The organism is Sphingomonas sp. (genome assembly GCF_036388215.1).
Lineage (GTDB): Bacteria > Pseudomonadota > Alphaproteobacteria > Sphingomonadales > Sphingomonadaceae > Sphingomonas.
The window spans coordinates 100052-118464 of sequence record NZ_DASVSH010000031.1; the positions used below are offsets into that span (position 1 = coordinate 100052).

The window sequence follows — 18413 nt, forward strand, 5'->3', positions numbered from 1 at the left end:
ACTAAGGCCGCGCTGAAGTAGCGCAACCTAAGTCTGCGCAACCCTCCCCCGTCAAGAGGGAGGGAAAGCAGAGCTACTTCTTCTTCGCCGGCGCCTTCTTGGCCGGCTTCTCGTCGGCAGCTTCCGCCTTGGCAACGAGCGCCTTCTTGGTCGCGGCCTTCTTCACCGGCTCGACCTCCACCAGTTCGTCTCCAGGTGCGGCGGGCTCGATATCGGCTTTTTCCACCTTCTTCGGCTTCGCCGCCTTGGGCTCGTCGCTCCTCGCGTCGCTCTTCTTGGCCGCGGCCTTCTTGGCCTTGGGCTTGTGGTTGTCGTGATCGTGCGTGTGGGTGCCGGTGTCGAAGCCCTCCTCGCTCTCGATTGCGGCTTCCAACTCCTCGCGAGTCACTTCGCGATCGCTGATCTCGGCCTTTTCGAACAGGTAATCGACGACCTTGTCTTCGAACAGCGGCGCGCGGAGCTGGGCCGCGGCCATCGGCTCCTGGCGGATATACTGGAAGAAGCGCTCGCGGTCGGCGGCGTTATATTGCTGCGCGGCCTGTGCGATCAGCTGGTTCATCTCGTTCTGGTTGACTTCGACGCCATTGGCGTTGCCGATCTCCGAGAGCAACAACCCCAGCCGCACGCGACGCTCGGCGATCGCCAGATACTCGCCGCGCTCATTATCGAGTTCCGCCTTCGCCGCCTCCACATCGGGCTCGTGCTCGGCTTCGTGCTGGAGCTGATGCCAGATCTGCTGGAATTCGGCGTCGACCATGGAGGGCGGCACCGGGAAATCATGCCCTGCGGCGAGCTGATCGAGCAGCTTGCGCTTCATGTGCGTGCGGGTGAGGCCGTTGAGCTGCTGCTCGATCTGCCCCTTCAACAGGCCGGTCAGCTGCTCCAGGCTCTGGAGCCCGAGTTGCTTGGCGAAATCATCGTCGATCTTGCTCTCGCCCGCGGTCTGCACCTTGGTGATCTTGAGCGCGAACTGCGCCGGCTTGCCCGCAAGATCCTTCTGGCCGTAATCCTCGGGGAAGGTCACGTCGATCGTCTTCTCGTCGCCCGCCTTCACCCCGACAAGCTGGTCTTCGAAACCCGGGATAAGCCGGCCGGAGCCGATCTCGACCGCCATGTCGGTGCCCGTGCCGCCGTCGAACGCGACGCCGTCCACCGAACCGGCGAAATCCATCACGACCTGGTCACCGGTGGCGGCCTCGTGCTTGGCCGGCGCGTCGTTCCACGATTTCTGCTGGCTCGCGAGCTGCGCGAGCTGCGCGTTGACCGCGGCTTCGTCGGCCGGAACCGTCAACCGCTCCAGCTTGATGCCGTCGATCAAAGGCGTCGGCACGTCCGGGAGCACTTCGAGCTCGACCTTTACCTCGGCATCCTCGCCGGGCGCGTATTCGCCTTCCAGGCTCACCGAAGGCTGCATCGCGGGGCGCAGCTTCTGGTCGGCGATCAGCTTCTGCACGCCTTCCTGAATCGAATTGTTGAGCGCATCCTGCGCCAGGGCCTCTCCGTGCATCTTGCGGATCAGGTTCGCGGGCACCTTGCCGGGGCGAAAGCCGGGCATCTTGATCGTGGGGGCCACGCGCTTCACTTCGGCATCGACTTTCGAATCGATATCCTTGGCGGTGATCTTGAGCGTGAAGGCGCGCTTGAGGCCCTCGTTCAACGTCTCGACAGTCTGCATTTCTGAAGCTTCCAACTAGAAAGGGATTCGCGGCGCCGAGGACGCTGATCAAGAGCGGCGGTGCCTGGTGCGGGCGAAGGGACTCGAACCCCCACACCTTTCGATACCAGAACCTAAATCTGGCGCGTCTACCAGTTCCGCCACGCCCGCAGGGGCACCGCCGGTCGGGCGGCTCTATAGCAATCAGGCGAGCGGGGGCAAGGGTGCCAAGCAACTTGGGGCGCTGCACGGCGTTGAGGAACGGACAAGGAGAGCTCAGATGCCAGTCGAACCGCCGATTCAGCCCACCGCGCCGCCCGACGAAGCGCCCGCCGCGCCACAGCCCGGCCACCCCGAGACGCCGCCTCCTGAATATTCGCCGCCCCCGCCCGACATCGACGTGCCGGCACCCAATCCCGGCGGCGATCCCCCGGCGGGACCGATGCAGCCGACAGCCTGAGGAACAGCCGATGACCGACAACAACAGCAACGACGCGCGCTCCGACCTGGAACAAGCCGTCCAGTCGCGTTCGGACGAAGCCGATGCCGCGAAGGGCGGCGCAACCACCTCTCCGCTCGATCAAACGGGAATCGACGATGGCGTCAGCGGCAGCCGCGGCGAGGTCAAGAACCAGGACGTGGCTCAGCAATGACGGACGGAAGCTTGCGGTGATCGACCGGCACCTCATGAAACTGCGCGCCCGCTACTCGATCAGCCAAATCGAGGAAGCGGCGATCCGCGAGTCGCTTACGGAGGTCGCCCGCTACCCCGCGGATCACACCGCCATCCGGGCGGGAGAAGTCCTCACCTTCTCCACTCTGCTGCTTGATGGGCTGATGACCCGGTACAAGGATTTGAGTGACGGCCAGCGCCAGATCACGGAAATTCATGTGCCGGGGGACTTTGCCGATCTGCACAGTTTCACGCTCAAGCATCTCGATCACAACGTCATGACGCTCACGCCGTGCAAGATCGTAAAATCGCCGCACGACCGCATTCAGAAGCTCTGCGAGGAACACCCCCGGCTCGGCCGCATCTATTGGTTCTCGACCAATCTCGACGCGTGCATTCACCGCGAATGGGAAGTCTCGCTGGGCCGCCGCTCCGCGCTCGAGCGAACCGCGCATTTACTATGCGAACTTCAGGTGCGGCTGGGCATCGTCGGCCTGGCGACTGGAAACGGATACGCGCTGCCGATCACGCAGGCGGACGTCGCCGAGTGCCTCGGCCTCACCCCCGTTCACGTCAATCGCGTCCTCAAGGAATTGCGCGAGACGGGCCTGGTGGAATTCCGCAACGGCCGCGTGACGATCCACGATATCGAGGGGCTGAAGCGGGCGGCGGAGTTCGACCCCACCTATCTCTATCTTGGCCAGCGCGAGCGCGGCTAGGGCTTCACGCGCCGCACGGCCAGCACGCGGACCGGCTTCACCGGAACCTCACCCTTGAACACGCCACCGCGCAGCGTCGCGCTGGGCGAGACGGGCGCGTCGAAGACCTTGAGCACCACATCCATCCCCTCGACGACGCGGCCGAACGCGGCATACCCAAGATTGTCGCCGGGATTCGCCGGGTTTGCATCGAACGAAGGCTGATCCCCCAGGCTGATTGTAAACTCCCCCTGCGCACTCCCCACCTTCACCCGAGGCATCGATATCGTGCCGTCGAGATGCTTGATGCCCGTCAGGGTCGTAGGTTCATGTCTGACCGGCGGGAAGACGCGCTTGGGATCGTTCTGCAGCCCCAGTTGCACGAAGCCGAACCGGTCCTGCACCTTCACCACGCGATAAAAACTGATGCCGTCCAGCCGCCTGGCATCCACATAGCGCAGGAAATTGGCGGCGGTGATCGGGGCCTTGTCGGCATAGACTTCAAGGACGAAGCGTCCGGCCTCGGTCTCGAACGCGACGCGAGGGTTAGTGGGCGGCGTAGCGGTCTGCGCGGCAGCGGGAAGCGCGAGGGCGCATAGCGCGATCATAAATGCGCGAATCATTCCTTGTCCTCCGGTCCATTCCGGGTTTCCGCAAGCATCGCGCTCTCCGCCTTGAGCGGACGGGAAACCGGGCATACCTCCTGCAGATAACCGTTGAGCGAGTTGGCGAGATGCTCGGTCACCAGCTTGTAATGCACATATTGCCCGCGCTTCTCGCTCGTCACCAGCCCCGCATTTTCGAGCACCGAGAGATGCTGCGACACCGCCGGCTTCGAGATGGAAAACCGAGCGGCGATCTCGCCTGCGGTAAGGTCCGTATGGCTGAGGTAGGCCAGGATTTTGCGCCGGATAGTGGACGACAAGGCTTCAAAGACACGCTGCATGCAGAGTATTTAAGCGATTTCTTCATTGCTTTCCAGCCCGACAACGTTATTTAGGTAATTGCTTAATTACCTGCGAGTCGAAACCATGGATGATCCCAATGCGGTGAACAGCCTGATCGAAACGCCGGGGACCAGCGCCACCGAAGGCCATGTGCGCTGGAACCCCATATTATCGCTCTGGAACGGGGGCATGCTGGCGGCGGCAGTTATTCTCGGCCCATCCACGATCTCCGCCGGTGCGCTGTGCGTTTTCGTAGCCACTACGGGTTCTGTGCTGCTGCTCGGTCATTCGGTGGGCTTCCATCGGCGCCTGATCCACCGCAGCTTCGCCTGCCCGCTATGGCTTGAACGCGTTCTGGTCTGGTTCGGCACGATCGTCGGCATGAGCGGACCGCATGGCATCATCCGTACGCACGATCTGCGCGATTGGGCGCAGCGGCAACCCGCATGCCACCCCTATCTCAGCCACCGCAGCCCGATACTGAAGGACGCATGGTGGCAATTGCACTGCCGGCTTGAACTCGCACATCCGCCCCGCTTCGATCTCGGCCGCGCGGGGCAGGACCGCTTCTACCGCTTTCTCGAAGCAAGCTGGATGGCGCAGCAATTGCCGATCGCGGCCTTGCTGTGGTGGGCGGGCGGATGGGGCTTCGTCATCTGGGGCGTCTGTGCCCGCGTCGCCATCTCGGCGCACGGCCACTGGTTCGTCGGCCACTTGGCGCACACGCGCGGTCCCCAGACCCTGCTGGTCGACGGCGCAGGTGTGCAGGCGCACGACGTGCCCTGGGCCGGCTTCGTCACGATGGGCGAGGCCTGGCACAATAATCACCACGCCTTTCCCGGCTCGGCGCGGATAGGGCTCCATCCGGGGCAGAGCGACCTCGGGTTCGCGTTTATCCGGCTACTCCAGCGAACTGGATTGGCCTGGGATGTCCAGACGCCGGAGCGCTTTGCTGATCGAAATACGATGCTTCGCGCCGTGGAGAACCGGGCATGACCGAAGACATCGCCTACCCGCGCGATGGCGGCTGCCTTCCTCTTCTGGTGTCGACGGCGCTGGTTGCACTTGTCCTGACGACGGCGCTCACTTTCCCCTATTTATCGATCGCGCTCTACATCGCTGTCTTGATGGTGACGGCATTCATCGTCGCGATCGTCGGGCTGCCGCTATATTTGCTGGTTCTCCGCCTTCGCTGGCAAAACCTGGGAACGGCGCTCGCCACAGGCGCGCTCACTGGCGTCGCGATACCCGTGATCTTTTCGCTAGCGGATCGCACTCCCGCGGAGTGGCCCATCATCGGTGGCCTCGGGGCGGCGGGAGTGATCGGCGGTGCCGCGTTCTTCCTCGTCGCGACCGCGAGTCAAAATCGGGCGCGCAACTTGGCAATTCTGATGGCGCTCGGCGCAACGTCCGTCGCGTTTGCGCCCGTGGTCGCAGCCTTGCTCAGCCTAGCGTCTTCTTCAGCAGCTCGTTGACCACGGCCGGATTCGCCTTGCCCTGCATCGCCTTCATCGTCTGGCCGACGAAGAAACCGAACAGGGTTTCCTTGCCGCCGCGATATTGTTCGAGCTGGTTCGGGTTGGCGGCGAGCACGCCGGCGATCACTTCTTCGATCGCGCCGGTGTCGCTGGTCTGCTTGAGCCCGCGCTCCTCGACGATCGCAGGGGCGCCCTGCCCGGTTTCGAGCATGATCTCGAACACCTGCTTGGCGAGCGGCCCGGAAAGCGTGCCGTCGGCCTGCAATGCGAGTAGTTCGGCGCCTTGTATCGGGCTGACCGGGCTGTCCGCCAGGTCCTTGCCCAGCCGGTTGAGCGCGCCGAACAAGTCGGAGATCAGCCAGTTAGCCGCGGGCCGCGCGACTTCGGTTTCGCCCTTGCTCTGCACCCGCGCCGATTCGGCGGCCAGCGCCTCGAACCAACGCGCGGTATCAGCGTCGGCGGTGAGCACCGCGGCGTTGTATGCGCTCAGCCCCAACTCGCTTTCATAACGGCGGCGTTTCGCATCGGGCAGTTCGGGCAAGCTCGCCTGGCACGCATCCAGAAACGCATCGTCAAGCACCAGCGGTAGCAGATCGGGATCGGGGAAATAGCGGTAATCGTGCGCATCTTCCTTCGATCGCATCGAGCGGGTCTCTCCGCGGTCGGGATCGAACAGCCGCGTTTCCTGGACGATCTTGCCACCGCTCTCGATCACTTCGACCTGGCGCTTGGCTTCGATCTCGATCGTCTGCATCACGAAGCGCACCGAATTGACGTTCTTGGTCTCGGTGCGCGTGCCCAGCTCCTCGCCCGGCCTGCGCACGCTGACATTTACGTCGGCGCGCATCGAGCCCTCTTCCATATTGCCGTCGCACGAGCCGACATAGCGCAGGATCGAGCGCAACTTCTTGACGTAAGCTCCTGCTTCGGCTGGAGAACGCATGTCCGGCCGACTGACGATCTCCATCAACGCGACGCCCGCGCGGTTGAGATCGACATACGAACGCGTCGGGTGCTGATCGTGCATCAGCTTGCCCGCATCCTGCTCGACATGGATGCGCTCGACGCCGATCGACATGGTCTGCGCCTCGGGGTCCTTCTCATCCAGGCTGATCTCAATCCGTCCCTCGCCGACGATCGGGTGATAGAGCTGGCTGATCTGATACCCCTGCGGCAGATCGGCGTAGAAATAATTCTTTCGATCGAACCGCGAATATTTGTTGATCACCGCCCCCAGCGCCATCCCGGTGCGGACGGCCTGGCGGATGCACTCCCTGTTGGGCGTCGGCAGCATGCCGGGCATCGCCGCATCGATCAGCGAAACCTGGCTGTTGGGCTCGGCGCCGAACTCGGTGGACGCGCCCGAGAAGAGCTTGGCGTTGGATGTGACCTGGGCGTGGATTTCGAGGCCGATCACGACCTCCCATTCGCCGGTTTCGCCGTGGATGCGGTAGGGTGCGGATGCGTCAGCCATTGTCGGTCTCGGGTGCGATCAGGGTCAATTCGGGGAAATAGGAAGCGATCTTCTTGTCTCGGGTCATCAGTGCGGCGTCGGCAGCGGCGGCATGGCCAGCGATGAGAAAATCGGCAAGGACCGTATCGCGTCCGCCTCCTCGCCGCCGATACTCGCGGAATGCTCGCCCGCTACGCAACGCAGCGTCAGTCGTAAAGGGAAGGATTATCAGAGCGAAGCGCCGAAGGGCATCGTCCACGGCCGCCTCGTCGGCAAAGTGGCCGGCAAGCTCGGCGATCACGATGTGATTGACTGCGAGTTCATTTTCGATGCGTGCCTGCGCCAGAGCCTGACGGGACCAATCGGCCCACTCCCCTTCGGCCAGCAGGATATCGAGCATCACATTCGTGTCGACCATGATCACGGGAGCGGCTCGTCACCGCGCAGGTCCTGCATGATCTCGTCCGTGGACCGCCCGATGCGAAACGGCATGAACTGTTCGCGCACCCGATCAATATCCGCCAGCGCCGCCTCATAACGGCAACGCCGCTCATCCTCCGAAAGCGTCGCCTTGCGCAGGAACGCCCGGTCGCCCTCGCGGCCGATCTCCACGGGATCGCCAGGCTTCAGCCCAAGCGCATCGCGCACATCCTTGGGGATAGTGACCTGGCCCTTCACGGTAAGGTTGGTGACGCGGCTCATCGGGCTAGTATTACCGGTACGGGTATTACTTGTCTACCACCACGCATCGGGCCGCGCGACGAACCCTGCGCGCTCCTCGATAGCCAGCCCTGCGTTGAGCACGCCCTGCTCATCTAATGGCTTGCCGATGATCTGCAGGCCCAACGGCAGCCCCGCGCTATCCAATCCGCCAGGCACCGACATCGCCGGCAGCCCCGCAAGGCTCGACGGAACGGTGAACACGTCGTTCAAATACATCGCGATCGGATCGTCCGATTTCTCGCCCAGCGCGAACGCCGCACTCGGTGCGGTTGGAGTCAGCAGATAATCGCAAAACAGCCAGGCGCGTTCGAAATCGCGGGCGATCAGCGCGCGGACCTTCTGGGCCTGGGTGTAATAGGCGTCGTAAAACCCTGCCGAGAGCACATAGGTGCCGATCAGGATGCGGCGCTTCACTTCTTCGCCAAAGCCCGCGGCGCGGGTCGCGGCATACATGTCCTGCAAATTCGCGCCCTCGGGCAAGTCGCGCAGCCCGTAGCGCACGCCATCATAGCGCGCGAGGTTCGACGAGGCTTCGGCGGGCGCGATGATGTAATAGGCCGGCAGCGCATATTTGGTGTGGGGAAGCGAGACCTCCACGATCTCCGCCCCAGCATCCTTCAGCCAGGCGATTCCGGTCTCCCAGAGCCGGACGATCTCGGGCGGCGAGCCGTCGATCAGATATTCGGCCGGGATGCCGATCTTCTTGCCGCGCAGATCGCCCGACAGGTTTTCTTCCCACTTCGGCACCGGCAGATCCAGCGAAGTCGAATCCTTGGCATCGAAGCCCGCCATATTCTCCAGCAGGATCGCGCAATCACGAACGTCGCGCGCCATCGGGCCCGCCTGGTCGAGCGACGAGGCGAAGGCTATCACGCCCCAGCGCGAGCAGCGGCCATAGGTCGGCTTTATTCCCGATATGCCCACGAACGAGGCCGGCTGGCGGATCGATCCCCCCGTATCCGTTCCGGTCGCGCCAGGGCACAGCCGCGCCGAAACCGCCGAGGCGCTACCGCCCGACGAGCCGCCCGGCGCCAGCGCGGCATTGTCCCCGCCCCCGCGCCGCCACGGCGAAATCACGTTGCCGAAATAGCTGGTCTCGTTCGACGAACCCATCGCGAACTGATCCATGTTGAGCTTGCCCAGCATGCCCGCGCCCGCATTCCACAGATTCTGCGACACCGTCGATTCATAGACCGGCTTGAAGCCTTCGAGAATGTGGCTTGCGGCGGTCGTCTGCACGCCCTTGGTGCAGAACAGGTCTTTCATCCCGATCGGCACGCCGGCCAGCGGCTTGAGGGGTTCGCCCCGCGCGAGCGCTTCGTCGGCGGCGCGCGCGGCGGCGATCGCATGGTCCGGCGTCTCGACAATGAATGCGTTGAGCGCCTTGGCCTTGCTCACCTTGACGATGAACTGGTCCGCCACTTCGCGCGCCGAAAACTTGGCGCTCCGGATGCCATCGCGCAGCGCCGCGACACCGAGTTCGGTGAGGTCAGTCACAAGAAATTCCGCTCACCCTGAGCTCGTCGAAGGGCGCGTTGCCGCCCGCGACTAATGCGTTGATGGATAGCCGGCCTTCGACAGGCTCAGGCTGAGCGGAGTTTGGGGCAAACCTCCCCCCGCTCATGCTGAGCCTGTCGAAGCACTGAGATTCCCAACGGCCTTCGACAAGCTCAGGCTGAGCGGTAGCGGGGATCATGCGCATCATTCCACCACCTTCGGCACGGTGAAGAAGCCATGCTCGCCCTGCGGCGCGTTCGCCAGCACGGCGTCGCGCTGGCCGCCCTCAGTCACCACATCCTCGCGCAGGCGCAGTTCGTTGGGGATCACGGCGGTCATCGGCTGGATGCTGGAGGTATCGACCTCGCTCAGCTGCTCGATCCAGCCCAGGATATTGTTGAGCTCAGGCGCGAGGCGCTCGGCATGCTCATCGCTGATCGCGATGCGAGCGAGGCTCGCCACCCTCTTCACGGTTGCGGTATCTACGGACATGAAGGGCGGCTAGCAGAGCGCGCCTCGGATACGCAACCTATTCGAGGCCCGTGCCGATCGGTTCGCCTCCGACGAATAGCTGTCGGCGCTTGACCTCGCGCATTTCGATCTGTCCGCTCGCATATGCCTTTCGTTGCGCGTCTGCGCGAGCTTGGGCTTCATCCTTTTTTGGAACTGGCCTGGCGCCCGTATTATCCGTCCAGTTGCCGTCGATCAGCCGCACTTCGGTGGCGTTGTTGCATGGCCAGCGGTCCCGGGGCGCGAAACAGGAGTCGCGCAGGACCATCGCCGTTCCCGCATCCGCAAGCAGCACCGTGCACCCGCCATTCTCGCCGGCGCCGCAGCGCTGAGTCGCCAGATAGTCGAGCAGCGCATCCGGCAATGGCGGCGATCCCGCAGGGAGCACGCGCAAGCGCCTGGCGACGTCGGCGCGCGAGGGGCCTTCCGGCTGCACTTCCCAACGGCTTTCCGCCTTGCCGGCGCGTGCCGCGCGTTCTCGAATGTCGGCATTGGCCGAAGCCTGGAGCTTCTTAAGCGCCGCCTTGCCCGGTTCGCCGAATTCGAAGGCCAGCGCCCGCCAGTCGAACTTTTCGGGCGCGAGCCTCCCCGATTCGAGCCGCGAGACCTGATCGCGTGTGGCGATCGCATTGAAGCTCACCAGCGGAGTCGCGAGCAGCAGCGCCACCGCGCAGGTGCCGAACGCCAGATTGAGGTTCGCCGGTCGCACCTTCGCCGCCCAATCAAGCCGTCCACGCGCCAGCGAGACCAGATAGGCCAGCCCGTAAGCGCAGGCCAGGATCACAAAGGTCAGCGCCCAGAGCCGCTCCGGCGTGAAACCATATTGCCCGATGCGCAGCCCGATCGCGACCGCCGCGATAATCCCCAGCGGCAGCATCACCGCCGCCAGTCCCATCGCCGCGAAGCGCGGCAACGGGAACTTTCGCTCCTCGCCTGGCGCATTTCCAATCACCGAATTGGAGAGAATCAGCGATCCGACGACGCAGGCGAGCAGGATTCCCGTAGCGCTCCCCGCCTCCCAAAGCGGCGCCAGCCCGGTGAAGGGCAAGGCGACCAGGAACACGATCAGCCCCACCGCCAACACCGGCGCAAGCACCGAAAGCACCGTCAGCACGACGCGCTGGAGCAGCCGAACCACCTGCGTCTGCTCGCGCAGGATGCCGAGCGCGCCGCCAAACGCCAGCCCGATCAGCGCGCGCCAGAACCAGTCATTGCGCAGCAGATTGCTCAGGAATCTGAGCTTGATCAGGTCGAACAGGCCAGCGAGCAGATAGGTTAGGGCAAAGGTGATGCCCACGAACACCCAGCACGCGCCCCACAAAACCACATTGGTCCAGGCATGATCATGGACCGAGGCATAGGGAAAGCGCGGCCCTCCCTCGTCGCGCCCTGCCTGAAACAAGGGGGCGGCGATCGCGATGGCGAGCAACAGGCTGATCCCGCGCCAGCCATCGCCCCCGCTCCAATGATCCGGCGCGCCGTTCCACCACACGATGCCCGCGGCAACCACGCCCGCCGCCACTGCAAACGCGACCGACGCCCACCACAAGCGTCGCTCGATCGTGAACCCGATCAGTCCGGCCGTCACTGTCACGAAGGCAAGCGCCGCCAACAGTCCCGCACTCAACTGCGAGTCCGAAAGTTCGCCGATGATGAGATGCACCACCAGGCCCGTCACGAGCCCGAGCAGCGCCAGCAGCACCGGCCGCAGCGGCCAGTCTGCATTCGCGGTTGTGGTTCCTGCGTCGTGCGAATCGATCATGATGCTCCCCCTTGGCGAGAGCATCCGCCCCTGCCCGCCCCCGCGTCAACTCGCAGTTGCATCCGGCGCATCCATGGCTCAGGGAGCCGCGGTTGCCGGGGTGCCGGTTTATGTTGCAATGCACGATGGAGTGGTCGGTCTTGGCCCGCAAATTCCTCTATGTTGTGGTTTTCCTGATCGTGCTCGGCATCGCTGCTACCTTCGCTTATCGATTCTGGGGGGCGCAACTGCTGCGTCAGGCGATGGTGCCCAGCGCCGATGTCGTCGCCCTCGCCCCGCCGGGCAGCTATGCAAACGCGGATATGTGGCTCGCCCGGCCTGACAAGCCCGGCAATCCCGCTTTATGGACTCCTGAGGGCTGTCAGGCCGCGGCAGACCCGAAAGCGGCGGTGTTCTTCGTCCACCCCACCTCATTCCTCGATCGCAGCGCGTGGAACGCCCCGCTCGACAACGCCGATGCCAATGGCCGAGCCGAATTGTTCCTCCGCGGCCAGGCGAGCGCGTTCAACTCGGTCGGGCACGTCTGGGCGCCACGCTATCGCCAGGCCACCTTCGGCGCGTTCCTAACTTCGCAGAAACAGGCCGAGCAGGCGCTCGATTTCGCCTATCGCGACGTATCGGCCGCGTTCGATGAATTCCTCAAGGAAGCCGGGGACCGCCCGATCGTGCTGGCGGGGCACAGCCAGGGCGCGCTGCATCTCTCGCGCCTCCTGGTCGATCGCATTGCGGGCAAGCCAGTCGCGAAGCGGATCGTCGCCGCTTATCTCGTCGGCTGGCCGGTTTCGATCACTGCCGATTTGCCCAGGATGGGCCTGCCCGCCTGCTCGGCGGCCGACGAAGCCGGCTGCATTCTCTCATGGCAAAGCTTCGGTGAGCCGGCCGATCCCTCGCTGATCCTCGACACGTTCGATGCGAGCAACGGCTTCACCGGCCTGCCCCGCGCCCGCACCCTCATGGTCTGCACCAATCCGCTTACCGGCAAGCCGAACGACGATGCTCCGCCCGAGGCCAATCTGGGCGCGCTGATCCAGGACAAGGATTTGCGGAACGCGCATATCGAAAGGGGCCGGGTCAGCGCGCGGTGCGATGGCCGCGGCTTGCTGATGATCGGCGGCAATCCGCCCGATCTCGGTCCCTATGTGCTCCCCGGCAACAATTACCATGTGTTCGACTACAGCCTGTTCTGGGCCAATGTCCGCGCCGATGCCGAGCGGCGGCTGGCCGCGTTCAAGCCGTGATCACCACCGCCGCTGCAGACTTCCGCGCGGCGCTTCCCGGCTGCGGGCGCCTGCTCGGGCTCGACGTGGGCACCAAGACGATCGGCACGGCCCTGTGCGACGCCGGGTGGAGCTTCGCCTCCCCCGCTTTGCTGGTCCGCCGCACCAAGTTCACCAAGGACAAGGCGGCGCTCGCCGATCTTGTCGCGGCCCAGGCGGTTAAAGGGCTCGTAATCGGCCTGCCGCTAAATCTCGACGGCACGGACAGCCCGCGCACCCAATCGACCCGCGCGTTCGCGCGCAACCTGGCGGACATAATGCTGCCGATACTCCTCTGGGATGAACGCTGGTCCACCGTCGCCGTCGAGCGCACCCTGATCGAGCAGGATTTCAGCCGAGCCCGCCGTGCCGAAATGGTCGATAACATGGCCGCCGCGCACATCCTCCAGGCGGCGATCGACGCGCTGGTGAACGCCTGATCGACCGAGGTCCTCCCCTCCCTGCAAGGGAGGGGAGTAAGCTGAGCTTGCCTCCCCGCCCGCGCCCGTCTAACCCGCCCCTTTAATGCCAGCATCCGATCATCGCCCCGCTGCCCAGCTTTCCGGCAGCGCCGCCTTCCCGCACCGGCACTTGACCGGGATCGCGGGACTTCAGCCCCATGAGATCATGTTCCTGCTCGATGAATCCGAGCAATGGGTGGAGGCGAACCGCAGCCGCGCCAGGAGCGACAAGCGCCTTGAAGGCGTCACGCAGATCAACGCCTTCTTTGAAGCATCCACCCGTACGCTCCTCTCGTTTGAGATCGCCGGCAAGCGGCTCGGCGCGGACGTGGTAAACATGCACGCGGCGCAAAGCTCGGTGAAGAAGGGTGAGACGCTGATCGACACCGCGGTGACGCTCAACGCGATGCGCGCCGACGTGATCGTCATCCGGCATGGCAGCTCGGGCGCGGTCCAGCTCATCGCCGATAAGGTCGATTGTCCCGTGCTCAACGCCGGTGACGGCTGGCACGAGCATCCGACGCAGGCCCTGCTCGATGCGCTTACCATCCGCCGCCGCCGTGGATCGGTGGCGGGGCAGCGCGTGGTGATCTGCGGAGACATCCTCCACAGCCGCGTGGCGCGCTCGAACATGCTGGCGCTTACCGCCCTCGCCGCCGAGGTCCGCGTCGTCGCGCCATCGACGCTGATGCCGGCTGGGGTCGAACGGATGTATGTGCAGCCCTTCACCGATTTCGATGCCGCGCTCGAGGGCGCCGACGTGGTGATGATGCTCCGCGTCCAGAATGAGCGGATGGGCGGCGGATTCATCCCTTCCACGCGCGAGTTTCACCTGCGTTACGGCCTTACTCCCGAGCGGCTTGCCCTCGCCCGCCCCGATGCGCTGGTGATGCACCCCGGCCCGATGAACCGCGGCGTCGAGATCGACTCGTCGGTCGCCGACGATCCCGTGCGCAGCGCAATCACCGAACAGGTAGAGATGGGAGTCGCGGTGCGGATGGCTTGCCTCGACGTTCTCACCCGCCGGGCCCGCGGCGTGGAGGGCTGGGCGTGAGGTATGCTCCAGCCCCATTCCGTTCTCCTGCGAAAGCAGGAGCCCAGGGTCGTAAACGTCACCCTGCTTGGCTCTGGGCTCCTGCTTTCGCAGGAGAACGGCAAGGCGAACGCCGATGATCCTCACCTTCACCAACGCCACGCTCGTCTGCCCCGTCGCCGGCGTCAGCAGGGGCAGCCTGCTCGTAGAAAACGGCGCAATCGCCGCCACCGGCGACATCACCGTCCCCACTGACGCGCGAATCATCGACCTTGCCGGAAAGATGCTCGCCCCCGCCCTCATCGATCTCGGCGTGTTCGCGGTGGACCGCGCCGCATGCCGCTTCGGCGGGATCGCGCGCGTCGGGCTGATGCCGGATCAAAGCCCGGTGCTGGACGATCCGGGCATCGTTCGCCGCGCCGCCACTTCGGGCAAGCCCGATCTATGGGTCCACCCCATCGCCGCCGCCACGCGCGGGCTGGCGGGCGAGGATCTCGGCGAAATGGCGATAAACGCCTCCGCCGGCGCACGCGCCGTCGCGACCGGCCGCAGCTGGATCGCCAATGCGGGCACGATGCGCAAAGTGCTGGCTTATGCAAAGGGCTGCGGTCTCGCAGTCATCACGCATGCCGAGGACGGCGGCCTGAGCGGCGGCGCGGCTGCCACCGAAGGCGAGACCGCCACCCGTCTCGGCCTCCCCGCCGCCCCCGCGATCGCCGAAGCGCTCGCCATCGCGCGTGACCTAATGCTTGCCGAGGAGACTGGCTCGCGCCTGCATTTCCGCCAGGTCACCACCGCGCAGGGCTTCGATCTCATCCGCGCCGCCAAGCGCCGTGGCGTCGCCGTCACCTGCGGCATCACGCCCGCGCATCTGCTGCTCTCGGATATCGCGATGAGCGACTTTCGCACCTTCGCGCACCTCTCCCCGCCGCTCCGCGCCGAAAGCGACCGCCAGGCCGCGCTGGCGGCGATCAAGGACGGCACGATCGATGTGATCGCATCCGGCCACGATCCGCGCGGCCCGGAGGCCAAGCGGCTCCCCTTTGCCGATTCGGAGCCCGGAATGTCGGGCGCCGAGACTCTGCTCGCGCTATCCTTGGGACTGGTGCGCGACGGATTGCTGCCGATCGAGCGGCTCTTCGCGCTGCTGGCGGCCAACCCGGCAAGAATATTGGGACTGGAGGCCGGCACGCTCGCCCTTGGCATGCCGGCAGACCTGATCGTCCTGGATCCCGAAACGCCCTGGATCATCGACGCAGACCGCATGGCCGCGCGCGCAGGCAATACGCCGTTCGACGGACTGCCCGTCCAGGGCAAGGCGCTCCGCCTGTTCAAGGGCGGAGCGGAGATCGGCGCGGCGGCGGGCGGATAAGTCGTCCGCTTGCGGCGCAGTAGCAGACGTTCAACGATGCTGTTAGGGATGCCAATAGCGGTCATGCGACGAGATAGCCCCTGTCGATGAGCGTACGCCGTAAGGTTACTGCGTTTCGAGATGAGCCTTCATAACCGTCGACCCCGCCTGCATATTCTGCGAGATAAAGGGCTCGAGTTCTGCAGGTAAGAATCGCGTCTGCCAGATCACCTTGCTCCCGTCGCGCCCATTGGCAGTGACCTGCATGGTCGCGACGTGGTAAGTCGCCTTGCCGCCAACCGCCGAATAGGTGATGCGACGCGATCGATCATCAACGGCGATGATCCTTTCCTTCACCACGAAACCGTTGGTGAAAGTAACCGTCCGAACGTCACCTGCGCGTTCGACCTTTGTGACCATGCCGGGCACGAGCCGCGTGTCGACTGCATAGACATCGCGAACGGCATCCCAGACCTTGGCGGGAGGCGCAGCGATGATCGTCTCCGTCGTTACGACCTTCACATTGGCCGGCTCGTCGCTCGAAATGGACGCCATCGCGACTGCGGCTATGCTTGCTAGTTCAACCATCATCTGACCTCTCCCTTGCGTTGTTTACCGATTAGAATAATATTCCGGTCGACGCAAGAGTTAATTACCGATTGGAACATAATGGCCGCATCTGTAGGGCGTCCCCGCATCTTCGATATGGAAGCCGCTGTTCGCACGGCGCAGTCCGTGTTCTGGCGGCTTGGCTATGAGGCCACGTCACTCGCGGCATTGGCCGAGGCGATCGGTGTCCACAAACCCAGCCTTTACGCCGCCTATGGGGACAAGCGCGCGATCTTCCTTCAGGCCTATGACGCCTATCAGCGCGATGCCGCCGGCCTTGTGGAATCGGCATTCGGCAAGCCCCGGCTTCGGGATGCGATGACGGCATTTTTCGTTTCTGACCTCGACCTTTTTACCGCTGAGGCCGGCGCGGGCTGCTTCATGCTCGCGACGGCGCTGCCGCTGGCTGGAACCGACCCCGAAATCGCGGATCGCGTTCGTGCTGCGCTGGCAGGGCTGCGCAGCGCTGTGGTCGAGCGATTGACGCAGGCGCAAAGGAAAGGGGAAGTCGCCGTTCAAATGGAGATCGAGACTGCGGCCGATCTGGTTCTGTCGACGCACATCGCTTTGGCCAACCGCGCGCGAAGCGGCGAACCGCGAGCGGCGTTACACAAGAGCGCGCAGCGGATTATTGACCTTATCTGCTCGGAGTAATGTCTGCCTGCTCAACGACCGACTTAAATGCCGACTGACCGCTAGCCACCAAAAGCGGCCCTCGCCATCAATCCTTGCAATGTAGGACTTCGCCTGCTTGGCTGAGCCGGTCGGCAATGCCGGCCGCTCTTTGAAATCGTCGGTTGAGAGGCCCATGGCCAGTGCGAACATTGGGAACATTCGCGGCTCGCACACCGCGCATTGGCCTAAACTTCGCCTAAACTTCCGCGAGCCCAAACCAGCAAACGAAAAGGCCGGACTTTCGCCCGGCCTTCCCTGAACCCCGATGAGAGGGAAACCTTAGCGCGAAGCCAGCTGCGCATTGCGGCCGGGCTTAGCCCAGCTGGCCAGCGCATCGCCCGCCTGGACGCGCACGAAGCATGCGCCGCCCGTGGAGCGGAGCTGGCGGCACAGCGAATCGGCGTCGCTGCGCGCGAATCCACCTACCGACAGGCGATAGAAATTGCCCGCGCGGGTGGAAATCTTCGCACCCTGCGGCGCATTCGAAGCCAGACGGGGAACGCGGCGCGTGTGCCGGGCCCAGGCATCGCGCGCGACGCTCGAATTGGCATAGGCGCCTAGCTGAACATAGTAATTGCCGCGCCGTGACTGCACGGTGGGGGCTGCCACGCGCTCCCGGCGCACGATGGCCGGGGTGGGCTTCACGGCCGCGCGCACGGGAAGCGGCTGCACGATTTCCTCCCGCGGGCCGAACACCACCGATGCGCCGGTCCCGGCGATCTGCTGTACTTCGGGCTGAGGCTCGACTGAAGCGACCTGCACGTTGGTCTCAGCAGGAGCCTCCGCCGAAGCCACAGGCGCGCCCGGCATGAAGGCATCGACCGGATCGACCACGGGCTGGGGCGCCGGAGCTACTGCCGCGAGCTGCACGTTCGGCTGCTGAACGAGCGCAAGCCGCACTGGCTGCCCTGCATCCTGCACCGCAGTCACGCCGAGCAGCGAAGCCACCTGGTCATAGGCGTTGGTGGGACGCGAGAACTTCGCCCATTCCATGATCCGCGCGTCGAGCTGATCGGCGGCGACATCGACTTCCGCCAACTTGCGCGCTTCCGCCCAGCGTCCGGCGAGGGCAAGGCTCAGCGCGAGATTCTGGCGCGTCTTGGCGGTCGCGTCCACGGCTCGCGCGGCGGGCATCAATACTTCGACGGCCGAGACGGGATCGCCCGCCAGCGCCAGCGCCAGCCCACGGTCGCTTGCCGGGATCTGATCGGCATGCGTCTGGAGAGTCGCACGCGCGCCGGCCCAATCGCCGCCGGCGATCTTCGCGAGCGCCAGGTTGAGCGCGACGCGCCCATCCTCGGGGTTGAGCGTCAGCGCATCGTTCAGCGCCTGTGCGGCCGAGCCGAAGCGCCCCGAAAGCAGATAGGCCTGGCCGAGCAGCGCGCGGTAATCGGCGTTCTGCGGATCGTTCGAAACGGCGGCCTCGGCGTGCTGCACGGCCTTGGCCGCCTTGCGCTTGGCGATCGCCTTGCGCGCCTGCGCCGCCTCGGATGCGCCCTTCTTGGCATTCGGCGCGTCGGTCGCGAAGGCCGAAAGCGCGAAGCCCTGGGTCAGCGCGCCCCCCGCCAGCGTGCCGCCCAGCGCCAGCGCCGTCAGGCCGAACAGAAGCTTGCTATGGCTCTTCATGGTAATT

The 18413-nt window shown here is 64.9% G+C and carries 21 protein-coding genes and 1 tRNA gene; 10 read left to right on the forward strand and 12 right to left on the reverse strand.

Annotated features, from left to right (window positions below; genetic code table 11):
• Positions 1 to 73 precede the first annotated feature (73 nt).
• Both tig and VF617_RS12965 read right to left on the reverse strand, forming a co-directional pair.
• Entirely contained in the window at positions 74 to 1675 is a 1602-nt protein-coding gene (gene tig, locus VF617_RS12960; protein ID WP_331015311.1) for a trigger factor, read from the reverse strand.
• Positions 1676 to 1740: 65 nt separating this feature from the next.
• Positions 1741 to 1825, reverse strand: a tRNA-Leu gene (locus tag VF617_RS12965).
• A 109-nt stretch (positions 1826 to 1934) separates the two neighbouring features.
• On the opposite strand from VF617_RS12965, the gene VF617_RS12970 reads away from it, so the two are divergent.
• The 3 genes from VF617_RS12970 to VF617_RS12980 are packed head-to-tail and all read left to right on the forward strand — an operon-like array spanning position 1935 to position 3046.
• A complete protein-coding gene (locus tag VF617_RS12970) occupies positions 1935 to 2114 on the forward strand; it encodes a hypothetical protein (protein WP_331015312.1) in 180 nt (59 codons plus the stop codon).
• A gap of 10 nt (positions 2115 to 2124) precedes the next feature.
• A complete protein-coding gene (locus tag VF617_RS12975; RefSeq protein ID WP_331015313.1) occupies positions 2125 to 2307 on the forward strand; it encodes a hypothetical protein in 183 nt (60 codons plus the stop codon).
• A gap of 16 nt (positions 2308 to 2323) precedes the next feature.
• Positions 2324 to 3046, forward strand: a complete 723-nt coding sequence (locus tag VF617_RS12980; RefSeq protein ID WP_331015314.1) for a Crp/Fnr family transcriptional regulator — start codon at positions 2324 to 2326, stop codon at positions 3044 to 3046.
• On the opposite strand, the gene VF617_RS12985 is transcribed toward VF617_RS12980, so the two are convergent.
• Together VF617_RS12985 and VF617_RS12990 are read right to left on the reverse strand one after the other, a co-directional pair.
• The gene (locus VF617_RS12985; protein WP_331015315.1) at positions 3043 to 3648 is read right to left on the reverse strand and encodes a peptidylprolyl isomerase; all 606 of its coding nucleotides are present in this window, start codon (positions 3646 to 3648) and stop codon (positions 3043 to 3045) included. The genes VF617_RS12980 and VF617_RS12985 overlap by 4 nt on opposite strands.
• Positions 3645 to 3971 (reverse strand): metalloregulator ArsR/SmtB family transcription factor, encoded by a 327-nt coding sequence (locus VF617_RS12990; protein WP_331015316.1) that lies wholly within the window; start codon positions 3969 to 3971, stop codon positions 3645 to 3647. Before VF617_RS12990 ends, VF617_RS12985 begins: the two co-directional genes overlap by 4 nt.
• A gap of 85 nt (positions 3972 to 4056) precedes the next feature.
• On the opposite strand from VF617_RS12990, the gene VF617_RS12995 reads away from it, so the two are divergent.
• Positions 4057 to 4968, forward strand: coding sequence for an acyl-CoA desaturase (locus tag VF617_RS12995; RefSeq protein ID WP_331015317.1), 912 nt, complete (start codon positions 4057 to 4059; stop codon positions 4966 to 4968).
• Positions 4965 to 5447, forward strand: a complete 483-nt coding sequence (locus tag VF617_RS13000) for a hypothetical protein (RefSeq protein WP_331015318.1) — start codon at positions 4965 to 4967, stop codon at positions 5445 to 5447. The genes VF617_RS12995 and VF617_RS13000 overlap by 4 nt, the downstream gene beginning before the upstream one ends.
• Here the strand turns inward: VF617_RS13000 and gatB are convergent.
• The 6 genes from gatB to VF617_RS13030 form a co-directional block, all read right to left on the reverse strand.
• A complete protein-coding gene (gatB, locus tag VF617_RS13005; RefSeq protein WP_331015319.1) occupies positions 5416 to 6924 on the reverse strand; it encodes an Asp-tRNA(Asn)/Glu-tRNA(Gln) amidotransferase subunit GatB in 1509 nt (502 codons plus the stop codon). The genes VF617_RS13000 and gatB overlap by 32 nt on opposite strands.
• Positions 6917 to 7321 (reverse strand): type II toxin-antitoxin system VapC family toxin, encoded by a 405-nt coding sequence (locus VF617_RS13010; RefSeq protein WP_331015537.1) that lies wholly within the window; start codon positions 7319 to 7321, stop codon positions 6917 to 6919. Before VF617_RS13010 ends, gatB begins: the two co-directional genes overlap by 8 nt.
• A 2-nt stretch (positions 7322 to 7323) precedes the next feature.
• Complete coding sequence (locus tag VF617_RS13015) at positions 7324 to 7605, reverse strand: AbrB/MazE/SpoVT family DNA-binding domain-containing protein (protein ID WP_331015320.1); 282 nt, start codon at positions 7603 to 7605, stop codon at positions 7324 to 7326.
• A 33-nt stretch (positions 7606 to 7638) separates the two neighbouring features.
• Positions 7639 to 9123: an Asp-tRNA(Asn)/Glu-tRNA(Gln) amidotransferase subunit GatA gene (gene gatA, locus VF617_RS13020; protein ID WP_331015321.1), complete on the reverse strand. Its 1485-nt coding sequence runs from the start codon at positions 9121 to 9123 to the stop codon at positions 7639 to 7641.
• 204 nt (positions 9124 to 9327) lie between these two features.
• Entirely contained in the window at positions 9328 to 9615 is a 288-nt protein-coding gene (gene gatC, locus VF617_RS13025) for an Asp-tRNA(Asn)/Glu-tRNA(Gln) amidotransferase subunit GatC (protein ID WP_331015322.1), read from the reverse strand.
• Between the two features lie 37 nt (positions 9616 to 9652).
• The gene (locus VF617_RS13030) at positions 9653 to 11395 is read right to left on the reverse strand and encodes a DUF4153 domain-containing protein (RefSeq protein ID WP_331015323.1); all 1743 of its coding nucleotides are present in this window, start codon (positions 11393 to 11395) and stop codon (positions 9653 to 9655) included.
• A gap of 140 nt (positions 11396 to 11535) precedes the next feature.
• Between VF617_RS13030 and VF617_RS13035 the strand changes: the two genes are divergently transcribed.
• The 4 genes from VF617_RS13035 (at position 11536) to VF617_RS13050 (ending at position 15517) form a co-directional block, all read left to right on the forward strand.
• On the forward strand, positions 11536 to 12633 hold the full coding sequence (locus tag VF617_RS13035) for a DUF3089 domain-containing protein (protein WP_331015324.1): 1098 nt from the start codon (positions 11536 to 11538) through the stop codon (positions 12631 to 12633).
• Positions 12630 to 13091: a Holliday junction resolvase RuvX gene (ruvX, locus tag VF617_RS13040; RefSeq protein WP_331015325.1), complete on the forward strand. Its 462-nt coding sequence runs from the start codon at positions 12630 to 12632 to the stop codon at positions 13089 to 13091. Before VF617_RS13035 ends, ruvX begins: the two co-directional genes overlap by 4 nt.
• A gap of 85 nt (positions 13092 to 13176) precedes the next feature.
• Positions 13177 to 14166 (forward strand): aspartate carbamoyltransferase catalytic subunit, encoded by a 990-nt coding sequence (locus VF617_RS13045; RefSeq protein ID WP_331015326.1) that lies wholly within the window; start codon positions 13177 to 13179, stop codon positions 14164 to 14166.
• Between the two features lie 115 nt (positions 14167 to 14281).
• Entirely contained in the window at positions 14282 to 15517 is a 1236-nt protein-coding gene (locus tag VF617_RS13050; RefSeq protein ID WP_331015327.1) for a dihydroorotase, read from the forward strand.
• Between the two features lie 105 nt (positions 15518 to 15622).
• On the opposite strand, the gene VF617_RS13055 is transcribed toward VF617_RS13050, so the two are convergent.
• Positions 15623 to 16087: an SRPBCC family protein gene (locus VF617_RS13055; RefSeq protein WP_331015328.1), complete on the reverse strand. Its 465-nt coding sequence runs from the start codon at positions 16085 to 16087 to the stop codon at positions 15623 to 15625.
• A 114-nt stretch (positions 16088 to 16201) separates the two neighbouring features.
• On the opposite strand from VF617_RS13055, the gene VF617_RS13060 reads away from it, so the two are divergent.
• Entirely contained in the window at positions 16202 to 16759 is a 558-nt protein-coding gene (locus VF617_RS13060) for a helix-turn-helix domain-containing protein (protein WP_331015538.1), read from the forward strand.
• Positions 16760 to 17059: 300 nt separating this feature from the next.
• Here the strand turns inward: VF617_RS13060 and VF617_RS13065 are convergent, their stop codons facing one another.
• Entirely contained in the window at positions 17060 to 18406 is a 1347-nt protein-coding gene (locus tag VF617_RS13065; protein ID WP_331015329.1) for an SPOR domain-containing protein, read from the reverse strand.
• Positions 18407 to 18413 lie beyond the last annotated feature (7 nt).